Genomic DNA, 15367 nt, shown 5'->3' on the forward strand with positions numbered 1-15367 from the left:
CCCCCTGTCTTGGTACTGCAAAGTACCGGCAACGGTACGCGCGGGTACCGGGTTGCGCAAGGAGCGGGGCTACCGCGCGGGCAGCTTGAGGGCCAGTTCGTGCGCTGCCGCGGTCAGCTCGGGCACCATCGCGGCCAGGTCGTCGCGCGAGAGCCGGAACGACGGCCCGGCCACCGAGATCGAGGCGATCGCGGTTCCGTCCGCACCGAGCACCGGGACGCCGACCGCTCCGATGCCCTGCTCATGCTCCTCGTCGGCGATGGCGTAGCCGGTGGCGTGCACGCGGGCGATCTCGGCCGCGAAGGCGTCCCGCTCAGTGATGGTGTTGGGCCCGAGCTTCGGCAACTCCAGCGTCGCGACCAGCTCCGCCGACTGCGCACGCGGCGCATAGGCCACCAGCACCTTGCCCATGGCCGTGCAGTGCAGCGGCCCGCGGGTACCCGGTTCGCCGATCACGTTGATCTGGCGTGGCCCGTGGATGTGGTGCAGGTACAGCTGATTGCTCCCGTCGAGCACCGACATCAAGGTCGATTCCCTGGTCTCGGCGGCCAGCCGCCGCAGCACGGGCAGCGCCACGCCGTCATAGCCACGCGCCTCTGAAACACGTTGTGCGAGAGCGAAGACCGTCAAGCCGATGCGGTATCTCTTGGACTGCTCGTCGCATTCGACATAGCCTTCCCGTGCCAACGTCGCCACCAGGCGGTGCACCGTCGACAACGGAAAGCCGGTCTCCCGGGCCAGCTCCGTCAGCGTTCTGCCGTCGAGGGGGCCGGCGCCGATGGCCTGCATCACGCGCAGCGCCTTGCCCACCATGTCGGTGCGGCTGACAGGCTGATCCTTCGCGGCGCTGGTCACGTCGCCACTCTAACCCACTGCTTCCGCTATATGGAAGCCAGATCCGCACTTCGGAAGAAGCACTTGACGTGGGTCACACGTCTCTGCCAGTGTGTTCTATGTTATGGAAGCTGCTTCCATATAGCGGAAGTCAAAACTCTTGAAAGGAGTCCTCGGTGGCCGAAACCTCCAGCACGCCCGCCTCCAGCGGAGAAGTCATCGGCACGCAGCGCTGGGCGCGTCTGCTGCCGATCGTGTTCATCACCTACTCGCTGGCGTACCTCGACCGATCGAACTTCTCCGTCGGCGTCGCCGGCGGCATGAAGGAAGACCTCGCCATCTCCAGCGGCATCTCGGCCCTCATCGGCGCCGCGTTCTTCCTCGGCTACTTCATGTTCCAGATCCCCGGCGCGATCTACGCCGAACGCCGCAGCGTCAAGAACCTCATCTTCTGGTCGCTGATCCTGTGGGGCGCACTCGCCACCGTGCAGGGCCTGTTGCACAGCGCGACCCTGCTGATCATCGTGCGGTTCCTGATCGGCGTCGTCGAGGCCGCGGTGTTGCCCGCGATGGTGATCTTCCTGTCCCACTGGTTCACCAAAGCCGAACGCGGACGCGCCAACACCTACCTGATCCTGGGCAACCCGGTGACCGTGCTGTGGCTCACGGCGGTGTCGGGCTACCTGATCGAGGCCACGTCGTGGCGTGGCATGTTCATCATCGAAGGTCTGCCTGCGATCCTGTGGGCCTTCATCTTCCGCAAGCTCGTGCAAGACCGCCCCGAACAGGCCCGCTGGCTCAATGACACCGAGAAGCGCACGCTCCTCGACACTCTCGATGCCGAGCAGCGGGGATTCCAGAAGTCGACCGGAAGCTATCTGCAGGCCCTGCGCTCACGCAACGTGGTGCTGCTGAGCATCCAGTATTTCCTGTGGAGCCTCGGCATCTACGGTTTCGTGTTCTGGCTGCCGTCGATCGTCAAGAACGGCACGGGGCAGGGCATCGGCTCGACCGGCCTGATCGCCGCCATCCCGTATGCATTCGCGGTGATCGCGATGCTGATCAACGGACGGGTCTCGGACAAGACCGGACGACGCGCGCGCTGCGTGTGGCCGTGGCTGCTGGTCGGTGGGCTCGCCTTCTACGGCTCCTACGTTGCCGGCGATCACTTCTTGGTGGCCTTCGCCCTGCTGGTCGTGGCGGGCGCGTGCATGTACGCCCCGTACGGGCCCTACTTCGCCCACATCCCCGAACTGCTCCCCCGTGATCAGGCCGCGCCGTCCATCGCGCTGGTCAACTCGCTCGGCGCGGTCGGCGGCTTCGCGGGCAGCTACCTGGTCGGCTGGCTCAACGGTCTCACCAACTCCACCGACGCCTCGTTCCTGCTGATGGCGGCCTGTCTGCTCGCTGCCGCGGCCATCATGTTCCTGGTCAAGGCGCCCAAGCCGACCTCGGCCGCGGCCAACCATCCGGTCGCCGCGTGACCGCCCGCAGGATCGCCCGGATCGCCCATCCGGGCGGTGTCCACCACGCCACGGTCGACGCCGACGGCTACGCGCTGATCGACAACCCGTTCGCACACCGCTTGCGCCACACCGGAATCGTGGTGCCGGCGCACCAGGCTCGGCTGCTCGCCCCGGTTACGCCGCGCACCGTGGTCGGCATGGCACACAACACCGGATCGGCCGATCGGCGACTGCCACCGCAGGGGTTTCTCAAGCCGGCCACCACGGTCACCGGGCCCGGTGCTTCGATCCCGCTGCCGGCCGGGATCGGCCGGGTCGACGCCGAGGCCGAGCTGGCAGTCGTGATCGGCCGCAGCGCAACCCGATTGACCACAGCCGACGCCGCCGACCACATCCTCGGTGTCACGGTCGCCAACGACGTGACGGCCCGCGACCTGCAGCAGAGCGACCCACTATGGTTCGCCGCCAAGGGTTTTGACGGCTGGACCCCACTCGGACCGTGGATCGCCACGGGCCTCGACACCGCCGACCTGGCGGTCGGTCTCCGGGTGGACGGCATCGAGCTGGCCCCGGCGGGCACCGCCGACCTGGCCCGCTCGGTGATCGAATGCCTGATCTACGTCACGAGCGTGCTGACCCTTCATCCCGGCGACGTGGTCCTCACCGGAGCCCCGGGCGGCACCGGCGCCATCACCGCAGGGTCGACGGTCACCGCCACCATCGCCGGTGTGGGCGAGCTCCACAACCCCGTCGCCGCGGCCGACGATCAGCGGGAGGTCGCGTGATGAGCCCACATGCACTCGACGCGGTCACCTTCGGCGAGATGATGGGCATGTTCATGGCCACCTCACCCGGGCCGTTGCACCGGGTCCGCGGCTACGAGCTGGCGCTGGCCGGCGCGGAAGCCAATGTCGTGACCGGGCTGGCCCGGCTCGGACACCGCGTGGGCTGGGTCGGCAAGGTCGGGGCCGATCCCATCGGGCAGTTCGCCGTCGAACAACTCGCCGCCGAAGGGGTCGACGTGTCACTGGTCGGCGTCGACGACACCGCTCCGACCGGATTTCAACTGAAAAGCATGGCCCAGGGCGGTGATCCGGAAGTCGTCTACTTCCGCAAGAACTCGGCCGGCAGCCGGTTGGCGCCGACCGAGGCCGCCGACACCTATCTGGCCGGCGCCCGGCACCTGCACCTCACCGGCATTCCGTTGGCCCTGTCCGAGACCACCCGCACGTTCGCGTTCCACGCCGTCGAGGTGGCCCGCAGCGCCGGAGCCACCATCTCGTTCGACCCGAATCTGCGTCCGGCACTGTGGCATTCAGAGGCGGAGATGACGGCAGTGATCAACGACATGGCGCACCGCTGCGACTGGGTCATGCCGGGTCTGGCCGAAGGAGTGCTGCTGACGGGCGCCGCCACCGAGTCCGGAGTCGCTGAACACTATCTACAGCAAGGTGTTTCGCGCGTCGTCATCAAGGACGGGTGCCGCGGTTCAGCCCTCCACACCGCCGACGGTGTGTGGCGGCGCCCCGTCTTTCCCGTCACCGTCGTCGACACGGTCGGTGCCGGTGACGGATTCGCGGCCGGCCTGATCAGCGCACACCTCGACGGCCTGGCACCCGACGCCGCGCTGGCCCGGGCCAGCGCCGTCGGCGCCCTGGCCACCACCTCCCCCGGAGACAAGGACGGATTGCCGACCCGCACCGCACTTGAGGCGTTTCTCGCCGCCGCCCGACCACACTGCGAACCCACCCGACGGAAAGGAACCGTTTCCGCATGGAACTCCAGATAGCCCTGGACCGCATGCCCGCAGCGACCGCACTCGACATCGTCGCCGCCGTGGCACCGCACGTCGACTGGATCGAAGTCGGCACCTCGATGATCAAGCGCGACGGCGCGGCGTTTCTGGCCGCAGTGGCCGACGCCGCGGGGGACACCCCGGTGCTGGCGGATCTCAAGACCGCCGACGATGCGCGCTGGGAGCTGACGATGGCCTACGACGCCGGCGCCCGGTCCGCGACCGTGCTTGGGCTGGCCCCGGCCGCGACCATCGACACCGCCGTCCAGGTCGCCCGCGCGCGCGACCGCGAACTCGTCGTCGACCTCATGGGCCTCGACGCGGCGGGGCGCGCCGCGTTGGCCGGGCGGCTGCCCGCCGACGTGGTGCTGGCCGCACACGTCAGCAAGGACGTGCAGGCCGCGGGCGCCAGCCCGCTCGCGCAGTTGGGACCGTGGGCGCAAGGGCGACGGATCGCTGTGGCAGGCGGTCTCGGCGTTGCCGACATGCCCGCGTTGGCGGGCACCGACATCCGCGTCATCGTCGGCTCGGCGGTGACGTCCAGACCTGATCCACTGGCCGCCGTGCAGGAACTGCGCGCGGCCGCCGGAGCGGAGGTGCTGCGATGAACAGCCCGGAATTGGTGTCCACGATTCTCGGCGAAATACAGGGCGTGCTGGACACTTTCGACTACGCCTCGCTCGACATCGTTGCCGGCGAGCTCAACGCGGCCCGTCATGTCGTGGTGGCGGGTGAAGGCCGCTCAGGCTTCATGGCCAAGGCCTTCGCGATGCGGCTCATGCACCTCGGCGTGCCCGTCCACGTCGTCGGCGAGACCACCACCCCCGCCCTGGGCAGCGCGGATCTGCTCGTCGCGGTGTCCGGGTCGGGCACCACCGCGAGCACCGTGCGGGCGGCCCAGCAGGCCAACGCGGTCGGGGGGCGGGTGATCGCGGTGACCACCGATCCTGATTCGCCGCTGGCGGCCGCCGCGGCGACCGTCGTTCATGTGCCCGCTGCCACGAAATACCGGAAACCCGGTGAGGCCGCGACCATCCAGCCGCTGTCGAGCTTGTTCGATCAGGTCTGCCACATCGTCTTCGACGCGGTATGCCTGCGGCTGGCCATGCTGCGCGACGTCGACAACGCGGCTGCCCGCGCGGCCCACGCCAACACCGAATAGCGCGCTAACGGGGAACTTGCGGTTCGAGCAGCGCGAGCGAGGCGGCCACCGCCTCCTCGGTGATGTCACTCATCCGGCCCCCGTTCTCGACCGTGATCGCCGTCAACTCACGTAATCCGCCGAGCAGCATGATGACGCGGGGTCGCGAGATCGCGATGCCCGCCGTGTGGAATTCGTCGGTGTCGCTCATCGCCCGGACCATGGTGATGAAGTTCTCCATGGCCTCGCGCTGCAGCGCCCGCGCCGTCTTCCCGAGCGCGGGCACATCGCGGATCCAGCTCAACATCAACTCGGGATGCGCCTCCCCCGACGCGATCCACGCCTCGATGGCCTGGCGCACCTGGCTGCGCCACGGTGCGTGCGGGTCGACCGCGGCCGCGATCTGACGCACCTGCTCGGCGTTCGCCGCGGTCAGCAAGGCCACGAAGCATTCCTCGCGACTGGCGAAATGCTCGTAGAAGGTCCGCCGGGAGGTGCGCGCGCGGCGCACGATGTCGGCGACTGTGGTCTTCTGATAGCCGTCCTCGACGATGGATTGCTCCAACGCGTCGAGCAGGCGTTCCCGGAAGTCGCTCTTATCGGCCTCGACGGCCGGCGCGGCACTAGTCATAACGGCCTGCCATGCTAGCTCAGCGGCGCACGGTGGGACTGTGTCCGATACCGGTGCGCGGCGCCGGATCGGCGTCGGGCTGGTTCTGCAGGAAACCCAGGCAGGTGCCGAGGTGACCGGCCACGCACGGCACGCCGTTGACCGTGGGGACAGGCCCGCCCGAGCGCACGCCCGTCGGATCGCTGTCGGCCGGCTCGGCGACCGCTGCGGGCGCGGCGACCGTCGCAAGGGCCCAGCAGCATATGACGACGCGCCATATCACCTGACCGGCCATGTCCGTCACGCTTTCTCAGGCCCCGTCTTCGCAGCGTAGACCTGTTTTTCAGCCGATTGGCGTCAACGGGCTGAGAACATCGCGCACGAATTGGGCGATGTTCACCGACGGATTGCCGTCCGGGAAGCTGACCGTGGCCAGGATGTTGCCGCCTGCGTCGGCGAAGTTCTGGTCGGCGCGGCCCTGATGCGTCGACGAGGTCACCAGGATGATGCCCGACGTGCCCGCCTTCTTGGCCAACGGGACCGAGAACTGGGCGTTCTGGACAGTACTGTTGGCCCGGTCCTCGACGATGATGCGATTGGCCGGAAAGCCAAGCATGAGAAGCAGATTGCGCATCTGCGCAGCCTCGGTCTGACCGTTCTGGGGGTTGCCGCCGGTGACGATGATGGGCGACTGCGGGAACGCCTGTGCGATGGTGAGCCCGGTCAGCACGCGGTGGTAGAGGATCGTGCGCATCGAGCCGTCGGGTTTGAGGCCGTAACCCAGGATGACGATGGCCGGCTTGGTGAAGTCCTTGGACGCGACGGGCGGCGCCGCGTAAGCGATCGGCGTGGTCACGCCGCACACCAGAGCCACCGCGAGTGCCGTTGCCGCGAGCACTCTCCGCACGATCTCACCCCCAGAAGATTGCGACACGCGTGATTATCGATGCCGCTGAGGGCGATGTTACAGATAGGGTGCGTGAGGCGCAGTGTGCCTTCTGTTAACTTTCGGCCAGACCTGCGCTCACGAACACCGTCTCGGGCCGCGTCACCGCAGCCACCTTCCGGCCCGCAACCAGCACCGTCGTCCGGGATCGGCGCCGACGCACCGCCTCCGGCGTCGGCGCCTCCTCCGGATCGCCGCCGGCCAGATGGTGCAGCAGCCGCAGGGTCGACCACAGCCCGGTGACCGTGGTGCCGTGCGCAGCGTCGGCGGACACGAGGGCGTGAGCCACGGCGGGGTCGGTGAACAGCCCGTCGAATGCGCGCCGCGCCGCCGCGGCGAGCATCGGAGTGTGCCCGAACGGCATCGCGTCAGGAATCCGGTCCTGGGCCCCCACCAGCACGGCGCGCGGGTCCGGCGTATGCACCCGGGTCAGACACACCAACGACACCGTGTGGCCGCGCTCGTCGCGGCCCGGGTCGGACACCACGCTGATCGGAAACGGCTCCGTACCGCTGACCACCTGGGCGTGCGCGCGCTCGGCGGCGATCCACGTCGCCGTCTGCGCGACCGTCTGCCCCTTGGCGGTGTCCATCACCGCGCCCGGCAGTGACAGCTCGCCGGCATGCGGGGCACGCTCGCGGCGATAGAGCACCAGGGCCGGGTCGTCCGGGTCGTCGGTGATCGCCACGAGGTCCACCGAAAGCCAGGTGCGGCGATCGTCTTCGGGTTGCGTGGGCACGCACCAACTCTGTCATGCCGCGTGCTCCTCGCGGGGCAGCGTGGCGCGCATCCACGCCCAGCTTGCGCGCAACTCGGCGCGCACACCGGCGAATGTCACAGGGACACTGAGGAATACGCCGTCCTCGAAGACAGTGCGCAAGCGCGAATTGGCCTCCTGGTCGGCCGTAGCCTGCTGCACCAGCGCCAGCGAGCCGTCCATACCGCCCAGCACCGCGAGCCTGCCACGCGCCGAGCGCTTGGTGCCCGAATCGGTGACCGGATCCTTGAATATGTCGCGGCCTTGGCCGTCCACCTGCACCCAGGTCGCCTTGACCGCGAGCGAGAACGTATCCCGGGTGACGAATTGGTATGTGTAGGAGCCGAATCCGAACACCGGCGTCGTCGAAACGTAGCCCTGGCGCATGAGGCTCGCGGTGATCGCGTCAGCCCGCTCGAAGTTGATCGAGTCGCCGTAGATCACGCCGACGTGCGGGTCGAGCTCCCGGAAACCTGCGGCGTTCACGGTGGTGCCGAACGTCTCCGCCAGCAGGTTCACCACGCCCTTGCGCTGCGGGCTGCCCGCCGGCGCAGCCGGGTCGCCGCACAGGATCAGCTCGGGATCGCCCGAGTCCGGGCGGATCACGAGCTTGCCGTCACGCGCCATGATCTTCTGCCTGAGCGCAGGCAGAAACTCGGTCATCACCTGCCACAGATCCCAGCTGTCACTGACCACCGAGACGATGCCCGCCGGATACAGGTCCAGCAGCCGCTCGAACGTCGCCAGTTCACCGTCGGGCCCGTTCGCGGTCATCACCGAGTGCTCGGTCGCCGGAACCGATCCGCCGAGCACGGTTCCGGCGGGCGACCCCGGATAGCACCGATCGATCCAGCCGAGCGCCGACAGGGAATCGGTGCCGGTGAAGCTCAGCAGGTGCGCGGCGCCGCTGACCGACGCCGCAGCCATGCCTGCCATGCCGCGCGCCGAGAAATCGTGACCCTGCCAGTCGACGGCGGCCGGGTCGACGCCGGAAGCCGCGGCACGCGCGTCGAGCAGGCACCGGTTGCGCCACGCCGTGGTGGCCGACGTGATGGGCTGCCACAACGCGGCCGACAGGTCGGTCTCGATGTAGTTGGTCAGCCAGAAGAACCGCGGGTCGGTGTTCTCGACCGTGAGGTACGGGATGCCGAGCGGCGTGACAGTTCCCTCGGGCAACGCCCGGAACCGCAGCGGCAGCCGGCCGTAGCCGTGTAGCTCGCGAATGTGCTCGGAGCCAACGCCGTTGGGGCCGAGGATGTCGGTGACGCGTTCCTCGTAGGCGCGGCACACCTCATCGGCATCGGCGTCGAAGAAGGTCTGCCAACGCGCCGCGAGGTCGGTCAGGTAGGCCTGCAGGCCGAAGAACACCGTCCAGTCGACGCCTGCTACGCGGCTGCCACGCGCGGTGAGGTTGGAATAGACGAACTCGGTGCGGTCCGGGTACTGCCTGCGGTGGTCCAACTTGTACGCGTCGGTCTCCATCAGCACGGCGAGCGCATCAAGCGTGCCCTGGCTGTAGTTGCGGGGATTGAAGCTCATGATCAGCGCTCCATTTCGGTGAGTATGGACACGACGTGTTCGATCAGGGGCACCTGCCGGACTTCGGCCGGCAAGGCGTCGGGGTCGACTACGGGGGTGGTGTTCGCGGCCGTGATCGACGCGAAGTTGGGCAAGAGGTTCTGGCGCCACCGCCCGGTGAACAGCCCGTGTGTCACCCACAGGTGCAGTTCGGCGGCGGGCTCCGAATTGCAGATTGCGTGTGCCAGGCCGGCGAAAGTGCCTCCGCCGTCACAGATGTCGTCGACGAGCAGGTACCGGCCCGGTGTAAGGCCGCCCGGTGCGGTGAAGCCCGACAGCGCGCCCGTCTTCGGGTCGCGCACCTTGCCCGCGGTCAGCAGGGGTACGCCGAACCAGCGCGCGACCGCACCGGCGCGGTCGACTGCGCCTTTGTCGGGAGCGATGACGGCGTCCCAGGTCATGGCGGCCAGGGGCGACGCGGCGATGAGCTGGGTGGCGCCGACGGCGTGCACCGTGGTGCCGTGGTCCGCAGCCACTGAAGACCAGGCGTCGGAGTGCGGATCGACCGCGATCACGTCACGAATCCCGGTGGCGGCAGTCAGCCGCGCGACCCCCTGCGCGTCGTAGGTCGCGTCGTGATCGCCACGCGCGGACGGCAGGTACGGCATGACCAGGACCGGGTGCGAGCCTTCGTGGAACGCGACCCACTGCGCGAGCGCGGCGAAGTCGAGCGCCCCGCCGGTGTTCCAGGCGACCGGACGCCGGCCCGCGGGCGCCGGTTGGAGGTGGCGCACGGCGACGTCACCGCCGGGGTAGGCCTCGACGGCTCCGTTCGCGGGGGCGAGCCGCCGGGTGGCGGGATCGAAGGTGTGGAAGCTCAGGCTCATGCCTGAAGCCTAACAGAGATACGGGCATATCTGCCCATATCTTTTCCTGGCTGGTTGACCAGGAACTTTTGGCATGGGCCGGTACTGGCGGGGCGTTATCCTCGGCTGCTCACGTCCAACTCCTCGCGGTCCGCGGCCGCGGCGACAGGGTCCACCCAGAAGATCTGCCAGGAGTGTCCGTCCGGGTCATTGAAGCTGCGGCCGTACATGTCGCCGTGATCCTCGCTGTCTCCCGCCGTGCCACCCGCGGCGAGGGCACGGTCCACCAAAGCGTCCACGTCCTCACGGCTGTCGACGCCGAGGCAGACGACACACTCCTTCACCTTCGAGGCGTCCGCGGTCTCGACGGGGTGCAGCGCATCGAAAGCGTCGCGCTGGACCAGCATCGCGTACCGGTTCTCGCCGAGCACCACTGTCACCGCGGCTGGCCCCGAGAACGTCTCGTTGAAGCTGTACCCGAGGTCGCTGAAGAACTTCCGCGAGCGCTCGATGTCGGCGACGGGCAGGTTCACGAGAATCGTGGTGTGCATCGGTTTCTCCTACGGTCCGCGGCGTCCGAGACCGAGCGCCGTCGAAGGGGCAGACCGCCGGCGTCACGTGAACTCATCGGGCCGGGGTCATGACGCTCATCGACTACTCCGCGGTGGTGCCGGGATCCGCAGCGAGCAGCCGCGGCGCGATCGCCCGGCTCCACACCTCGCGGACCGCGACGCCGAACAGCACCAGTACGAACACGACGAGCGGCGGAAGATCGAGGTGACCACCGCCCAGGAACCCCGACCTTTCGTACAGCGCGGTCAAGATGATCGCCGCACCGATCACCGGCGCGAGCACCGTCGCGGCTCCTACCCGCCACCGTCGCCCGAGTATCGCCTCGACCAGCGCCGCGATCACAGTCGCGGCCAGGGCGATCAGCATCACGGTCGTGATGATGTTCGCGGCGAAGAACGGATCGGCGAACGCCGACGGCGTCCGGGTGGTCAGCGGCTCGTAGGCGGTCCAGCCGTAGTCGGCACTTCCCAGACCGGAACCGAACAGTGATCCGTCGCTGTAATCCGCGTAGCGCCACGGCATCCCGCCCATCGTCCATCCCGGCTCCGACATCAACCGGGCGACGACGAAGAGCCACCAGCTCACATGCCCGACGGCCCTGGCAACACGCATGCGGCGGATTCTATCCATCGCGCAGCTGGACTCGAGTGCGCAGCAAACTGCTCTTGTCGGCTGCCGCCGGGCTCGATACCGCCGCGTCAGCGAACGAACACGATCAGGACGAGTGTTGCTTTTCGAAGGACCGGCCATTTTCTGAAAGCCGGCCGTGAGCAATTCGGATACGGTGCGGCGTAGCCATCTGCGGGCTGGCCTGCGCAGCCGCCAGCACGGGCATGAGGCGCAGCCGGGACCACCGCCGTCAAAACCCGTACGTAAACGAGCCATGACCAATGCGTAGTCGCGACGCATCTGCATCAGTGGAGGACACGTGACCGGGAACTACCGTTCTGCCCCGCAGGGATACGAGGCATCAGCACGTGCGGAGCCGCGCCGCCGGGTGCTACGCCGGACCCTCTACGCCGGGTGCGGCATCGTGGCGGTGATCGGCGTGACGTTCGTGGCAGTGGTGCTGTGGCCGAATCCGACTGTGCCAGCAGACCAGCCGAACATGACGCCGGTGATGACTGGCACGAACAACGACTGGTTGTCGTTCGATGACTTCGTGCCTGGTACGGCCATCGCCGCCGACGGTCCCGACAACGACGAGTACGAATGCACGCTGGCGTTTCTCGGTCGCGACGGCTCGGGCGCACCGATCGGGTACACCGCCGGTCACTGCGATCGCGCAAATGACAACGGACGCCCGCACTTCACCCGCAAGTCCGACGAGGAAACACCGATCGACCTAGGCCAGTTCACGACTGTCCAAACGGCCGACACGCCGGACAAGGTCGTCGAGACAGGTTCGGATGGCTGGTCGGATTTCGCGGTGATCGACATCGACCCGGCGCTGGCCGACTCTGTCGAAGGCAACGCGCGGATCGCCGGGGTGTATCAGGTGACCAAGGTGCTCGACCACGAATACCTGCTGAACAACGATGTGACGCTGTGCAAGTTCGGCTTCGTCAGCGGCGAAACGTGCGGCAAGGTACTCGAACACAATTCGGTGAGCATTGAGGCTGAACTGTATTCCGCCGCAGGCGATTCGGGATCTCCGGCATATGTGAAACTCGGCAACGACCAAGTCGCCGCGGTCGGCATACTGCGAGGTTCACCGGAGGGTGAAGACAACCACACCGAGTTCTCTTTGTTCGCACCGATTCTGAAGGCGACTGGCGCCTCTCTGTTCTGCAGCGATCCCACGTGTCGCGGGAACTGACGTTGACGGTGCCGAGACCGGCAGCGGCACAGCTAGAGCTGGACTTGACCCGCAGCGCCCGTCGACACGAGGCCATCACTGGGCGGCAGCGATACACTCCCCTATGTGTTAGCTGAGCACGCCGGCGGATCAGCAGCTGCGGACCGAGACCGCCCGACCGCAGCGTTTCAATCGCCGACGACTCCGCGCGACATGCGCCTGACGCTGGGCTCTGCGGACTCCGGAATCGACCTCCGGTTCATCAGCCACACGTTCGCTGGACCTGCCGACTGGTCGGTCTTCGGGCCGGAACATGAGGTGCGCGTGTGGCGCCGGGGCACCGCGAGGCACAAGGAGGTTGTGTTCGACCGCGGTCCCAACGGGTACGTCACCCCACGCGCGAGCGACGTGTGGGTCATCCCCGCGGGATCCAAGTCCGCAGCGCTGGCCCGGGATGCCGCCTGCGAGTTCGTCCGGCTGACGCTGTCGCCTGCCCTCATCGGCGCCCCCACGCTGCGTCCGGTCGTCGGCCGGCGAGACCCGCTGCTGCACCACATGATCGAGCGGATCGCCGGCACCGCCGGCCGAACCGACCCCGTGTCGCGGCTGCTGCGGGAGTCGCTGACCGACGCACTGCGCCTGCACATCCTCGACATCTACGGTGAGCGGCCGACACCGGTGCAGCAACCTGGTCGCGCGTTCGACCAGGCCGCCAGGCAGCGCCTCGTCGACTTCCTCCGTGATGGCCTCGATCGCGAGATCGACCATCCCACACTGGCGAATGTCGCCGGCATGCCGGTGGCCGGGTTCCGCCGCGCCTTCGCACGCACGTTCAACACCACGCCCTACCAGTACGTGCTGGACCAGCGAATCGAGAAGGCCAAGACGCTCTTGTCGACGACAAGGATGACGATGACCGAGATCAGCGTGGCGGCGGGGTTTTCCAGCCCAAGCCACTTCGCGACGACGTTCAAGCAACGCGTCGGGATCACGCCCTCCGCGTACCGCAGCGAGCTGTGAACCCTAGACCGGGCGGCGGGCGCCCCCGTGGCCGTGTGGAGGACGGCCACGGGGACGAGTCTTCGCGGGCATTGCCCTAATTCGGAGTGTCCGAGTTCCAGAGATACCAATGCACGGTGTCGCCGCGGTCATCACCGATGCGGCAATACCAGTACGGGTACGCGCGGTCGTTGATCTCCAGGTGGACGTTCGGCCCATCCGCGCGGCATTCCGCTTCGGTGTTGTAGTACTCCTCGACGCCGTCGTAGCCGACGACCAAGATGTCATCGGCGTGCGCGATGCCGGTGGCAGACACCAAGGCGCCCAGCGCAAGCGCGCCGGCCGCGGCAAACCTCTTCAGCACGGGATCTCCTCAAACACTGGACCAGGACCGAGGCGGCCTCGAACAAACCACGTGCAACGTATCGAGCGAACGTCACGCTCGCTTCCAGAAAACTCCCAGCCTTGCAACAAACCGAGAGGTCAGAGCTGTCGGGTGTGTCACGTCCCGCGATTCGAACATTCCGCGTAGTGGGGCATGCCAAACCTCAAGTTGTCACCTCTGGTGTACGCCCGAGTGCCGTCCGCGCCGGACCGGATGCTGTTCGACGTACGCATGTAGTTTGCTGAAGTTACGATTTACGTTATGGCATGTGTGAATGAATCCGACTGGCCCTTTGCTACGCCGGTCAACATCGCGGCCTTCACCACCCGTCAGGTTCTCGAGGATGGTCTACCGGTCCTGACCGTGTTCCACGATCACCAAGGTGAATGGCAGTTCGTGTGTGAGACTCCGGACCCGATCCGGGAGATCAAGCTCGCGTGCATGGGGTGCGTGGTCGGTGCCGACCCCTCGCTGCGCGCGTTGGCGGATCTCCCAGTGGGCTGGATGGCGTTCCGATCGTCTCCGGAGCACGAGTGGTCCCGCGAGGAAATGCCCCCCGACGAGGTCGAGGACGACTCAACCCTTCATCGGTGACCGTACCCAGAACCGGGTCACCATTCTTCGTCCTCGTCGTCGGATTCAAGCGGTGGACGCGGCTTGCGCATCACCACCACCGCCCAGATCGCACCGCCGATCAGCGCCGCGATGACCGCCATGAAGACCAGCTGTCCCGCTATGTATGCCATGGCACCCCCGTCGTAGCAGATCAGTGCGGTACTTCGTCGAGACCGTTCGCAGCGAGCGTCTCCGTCATCGCCACGAGGACCTGCTCGGCCGACCAGTCGTCTGGCGCCGAGACTAACGTTCCACCAGACAGTTCCGCGGCCGACAGACCGTCCGAGATCCGGCCGATCACGCCGACCCCGTGACCGTGTCCGTATAGATGAGGCGAGCACGGTGCTGGATGCGGTGAGTGTTGCGCGGCGGTGGGCAGGGCGCCATGAATCGCGGTATCTCAACCCAGTCCGAGGCAGCGACGGACCACAGCGATGTCGCGTGGGCGGTCACCTGCGATCCGCCTCGAACTCACGGTGAAGATGGACTTCTCGATCACAACGAGCCGCAGCCCGTGCTCAGGGATCAAGATGCGCTTGCGCTCGTCGTACAGACGCCGCTGCTCGCCCCGGCCGACCCCGGACACCGTCTGACGCCGGTCGAAAAATGGAGACGGCTGCGTGTGCTGTTCCTCTTGGAACTCAACGACCAGTCGGAGATCCGGCCAGTACCCGTCCACGGGGAGCGTCGACCCGCGGGGCCGTGTTGGTGATGGATCTCCGCGCAGCCAGTCGAACCTCTCCTGGCGACGTGCCGGGATTCCGAGGATTTCGTCACACAGGTCGAGGACATAGTGCTCGTCAGAGTCGGCTCGGCTGGCCATCGCGCGATCGTCTCACCGGTGTCGTCGCAGATGCTGCGAAACGAGAGAACGCTCGGCCAGACCGCGTGCGGAGAACGAGAATGAGAACGCGCCGATGTGTCACACCGTGCCACATCCGACCCTGCTCAGACACAGAAAAACCCACCGTCACCAGTGGGTTCTCTCAGTGGCCAGGGCCGGGATCGAACCTGCGACCTTCCGCTTTTCAGAACGACGGCGGACAGTTTCCCCAGCTCAGCCC

General features: G+C 67.4%; 20 protein-coding genes. 8 read left to right on the forward strand and 12 right to left on the reverse strand.

Annotated elements, in window-relative coordinates; translation table 11 throughout:
• Positions 1–69: 69 nt before the first annotated feature.
• Complete coding sequence (locus G6N67_RS06000) at positions 70–855, reverse strand: IclR family transcriptional regulator (RefSeq protein ID WP_036433597.1); 786 nt, start codon at positions 853–855, stop codon at positions 70–72.
• A gap of 155 nt (positions 856–1010) precedes the next feature.
• Between G6N67_RS06000 and G6N67_RS06005 the strand changes: the two genes are divergently transcribed.
• The 5 genes from G6N67_RS06005 to hxlB are packed head-to-tail and all read left to right on the forward strand — an operon-like array spanning position 1011 to position 5257.
• The gene (locus G6N67_RS06005) at positions 1011–2318 is read left to right on the forward strand and encodes an MFS transporter (RefSeq protein ID WP_051578791.1); all 1308 of its coding nucleotides are present in this window, start codon (positions 1011–1013) and stop codon (positions 2316–2318) included.
• Positions 2315–3085, forward strand: a complete 771-nt coding sequence (locus G6N67_RS06010) for a fumarylacetoacetate hydrolase family protein (RefSeq protein ID WP_036433596.1) — start codon at positions 2315–2317, stop codon at positions 3083–3085. Before G6N67_RS06005 ends, G6N67_RS06010 begins: the two co-directional genes overlap by 4 nt.
• On the forward strand, positions 3085–4089 hold the full coding sequence (locus tag G6N67_RS06015) for a sugar kinase (RefSeq protein ID WP_036433595.1): 1005 nt from the start codon (positions 3085–3087) through the stop codon (positions 4087–4089). Before G6N67_RS06010 ends, G6N67_RS06015 begins: the two co-directional genes overlap by 1 nt.
• Positions 4074–4703, forward strand: a complete 630-nt coding sequence (locus G6N67_RS06020) for an orotidine 5'-phosphate decarboxylase / HUMPS family protein (protein WP_036433594.1) — start codon at positions 4074–4076, stop codon at positions 4701–4703. Before G6N67_RS06015 ends, G6N67_RS06020 begins: the two co-directional genes overlap by 16 nt.
• Positions 4700–5257, forward strand: coding sequence for a 6-phospho-3-hexuloisomerase (gene hxlB / locus G6N67_RS06025; RefSeq protein WP_036433593.1), 558 nt, complete (start codon positions 4700–4702; stop codon positions 5255–5257). Before G6N67_RS06020 ends, hxlB begins: the two co-directional genes overlap by 4 nt.
• A gap of 4 nt (positions 5258–5261) precedes the next feature.
• On the opposite strand, the gene G6N67_RS06030 is transcribed toward hxlB, so the two are convergent.
• The 8 genes from G6N67_RS06030 to G6N67_RS06065 form a co-directional block, all read right to left on the reverse strand.
• Entirely contained in the window at positions 5262–5867 is a 606-nt protein-coding gene (locus G6N67_RS06030) for a TetR/AcrR family transcriptional regulator (RefSeq protein ID WP_036433592.1), read from the reverse strand.
• A gap of 19 nt (positions 5868–5886) precedes the next feature.
• Positions 5887–6141 (reverse strand): hypothetical protein, encoded by a 255-nt coding sequence (locus G6N67_RS06035; RefSeq protein WP_036433591.1) that lies wholly within the window; start codon positions 6139–6141, stop codon positions 5887–5889.
• Between the two features lie 48 nt (positions 6142–6189).
• Positions 6190–6753, reverse strand: a complete 564-nt coding sequence (locus tag G6N67_RS06040; protein WP_370466177.1) for a YdcF family protein — start codon at positions 6751–6753, stop codon at positions 6190–6192.
• Between the two features lie 94 nt (positions 6754–6847).
• Positions 6848–7531 (reverse strand): NUDIX hydrolase, encoded by a 684-nt coding sequence (locus tag G6N67_RS06045; protein WP_051578789.1) that lies wholly within the window; start codon positions 7529–7531, stop codon positions 6848–6850.
• A gap of 12 nt (positions 7532–7543) precedes the next feature.
• Positions 7544–9088 carry a nicotinate phosphoribosyltransferase gene (locus tag G6N67_RS06050; RefSeq protein ID WP_081812552.1) on the reverse strand — a complete coding sequence of 515 codons (1545 nt, stop codon included), beginning with the start codon at positions 9086–9088 and terminating at the stop codon, positions 7544–7546.
• Between the two features lie 2 nt (positions 9089–9090).
• Positions 9091–9954: a phosphoribosyltransferase family protein gene (locus G6N67_RS06055; RefSeq protein WP_051578788.1), complete on the reverse strand. Its 864-nt coding sequence runs from the start codon at positions 9952–9954 to the stop codon at positions 9091–9093.
• A 95-nt stretch (positions 9955–10049) separates the two neighbouring features.
• Positions 10050–10484 carry a VOC family protein gene (locus G6N67_RS06060; protein WP_036433590.1) on the reverse strand — a complete coding sequence of 145 codons (435 nt, stop codon included), beginning with the start codon at positions 10482–10484 and terminating at the stop codon, positions 10050–10052.
• A gap of 103 nt (positions 10485–10587) precedes the next feature.
• Entirely contained in the window at positions 10588–11118 is a 531-nt protein-coding gene (locus G6N67_RS06065) for a hypothetical protein (protein WP_230023694.1), read from the reverse strand.
• A 316-nt stretch (positions 11119–11434) separates the two neighbouring features.
• Here G6N67_RS06065 and G6N67_RS06070 point away from each other — a divergent pair, with 316 nt between their 5' ends.
• Together G6N67_RS06070 and G6N67_RS06075 are read left to right on the forward strand one after the other, a co-directional pair.
• On the forward strand, positions 11435–12325 hold the full coding sequence (locus G6N67_RS06070) for a chymotrypsin family serine protease (protein ID WP_051578787.1): 891 nt from the start codon (positions 11435–11437) through the stop codon (positions 12323–12325).
• A 192-nt stretch (positions 12326–12517) separates the two neighbouring features.
• Positions 12518–13324 carry a helix-turn-helix transcriptional regulator gene (locus tag G6N67_RS06075; protein WP_036433588.1) on the forward strand — a complete coding sequence of 269 codons (807 nt, stop codon included), beginning with the start codon at positions 12518–12520 and terminating at the stop codon, positions 13322–13324.
• A 76-nt stretch (positions 13325–13400) separates the two neighbouring features.
• On the opposite strand, the gene G6N67_RS06080 is transcribed toward G6N67_RS06075, so the two are convergent.
• The gene (locus tag G6N67_RS06080; protein ID WP_036433587.1) at positions 13401–13667 is read right to left on the reverse strand and encodes a hypothetical protein; all 267 of its coding nucleotides are present in this window, start codon (positions 13665–13667) and stop codon (positions 13401–13403) included.
• 282 nt (positions 13668–13949) lie between these two features.
• On the opposite strand from G6N67_RS06080, the gene G6N67_RS06085 reads away from it, so the two are divergent.
• Positions 13950–14282, forward strand: coding sequence for a hypothetical protein (locus G6N67_RS06085; protein ID WP_131524708.1), 333 nt, complete (start codon positions 13950–13952; stop codon positions 14280–14282).
• Positions 14283–14299: 17 nt separating this feature from the next.
• On the opposite strand, the gene G6N67_RS39470 is transcribed toward G6N67_RS06085, so the two are convergent.
• Entirely contained in the window at positions 14300–14434 is a 135-nt protein-coding gene (locus G6N67_RS39470; protein WP_268951260.1) for a hypothetical protein, read from the reverse strand.
• A gap of 269 nt (positions 14435–14703) precedes the next feature.
• Entirely contained in the window at positions 14704–15126 is a 423-nt protein-coding gene (locus G6N67_RS06090; protein WP_036433586.1) for a hypothetical protein, read from the reverse strand.
• Between the last annotated feature and the right edge of the window lie 241 nt (positions 15127–15367).

This window comes from Mycolicibacterium mageritense (assembly GCF_010727475.1).
In the GTDB taxonomy this organism is placed as follows: Bacteria; Actinomycetota; Actinomycetes; order Mycobacteriales; family Mycobacteriaceae; genus Mycobacterium; species Mycobacterium mageritense.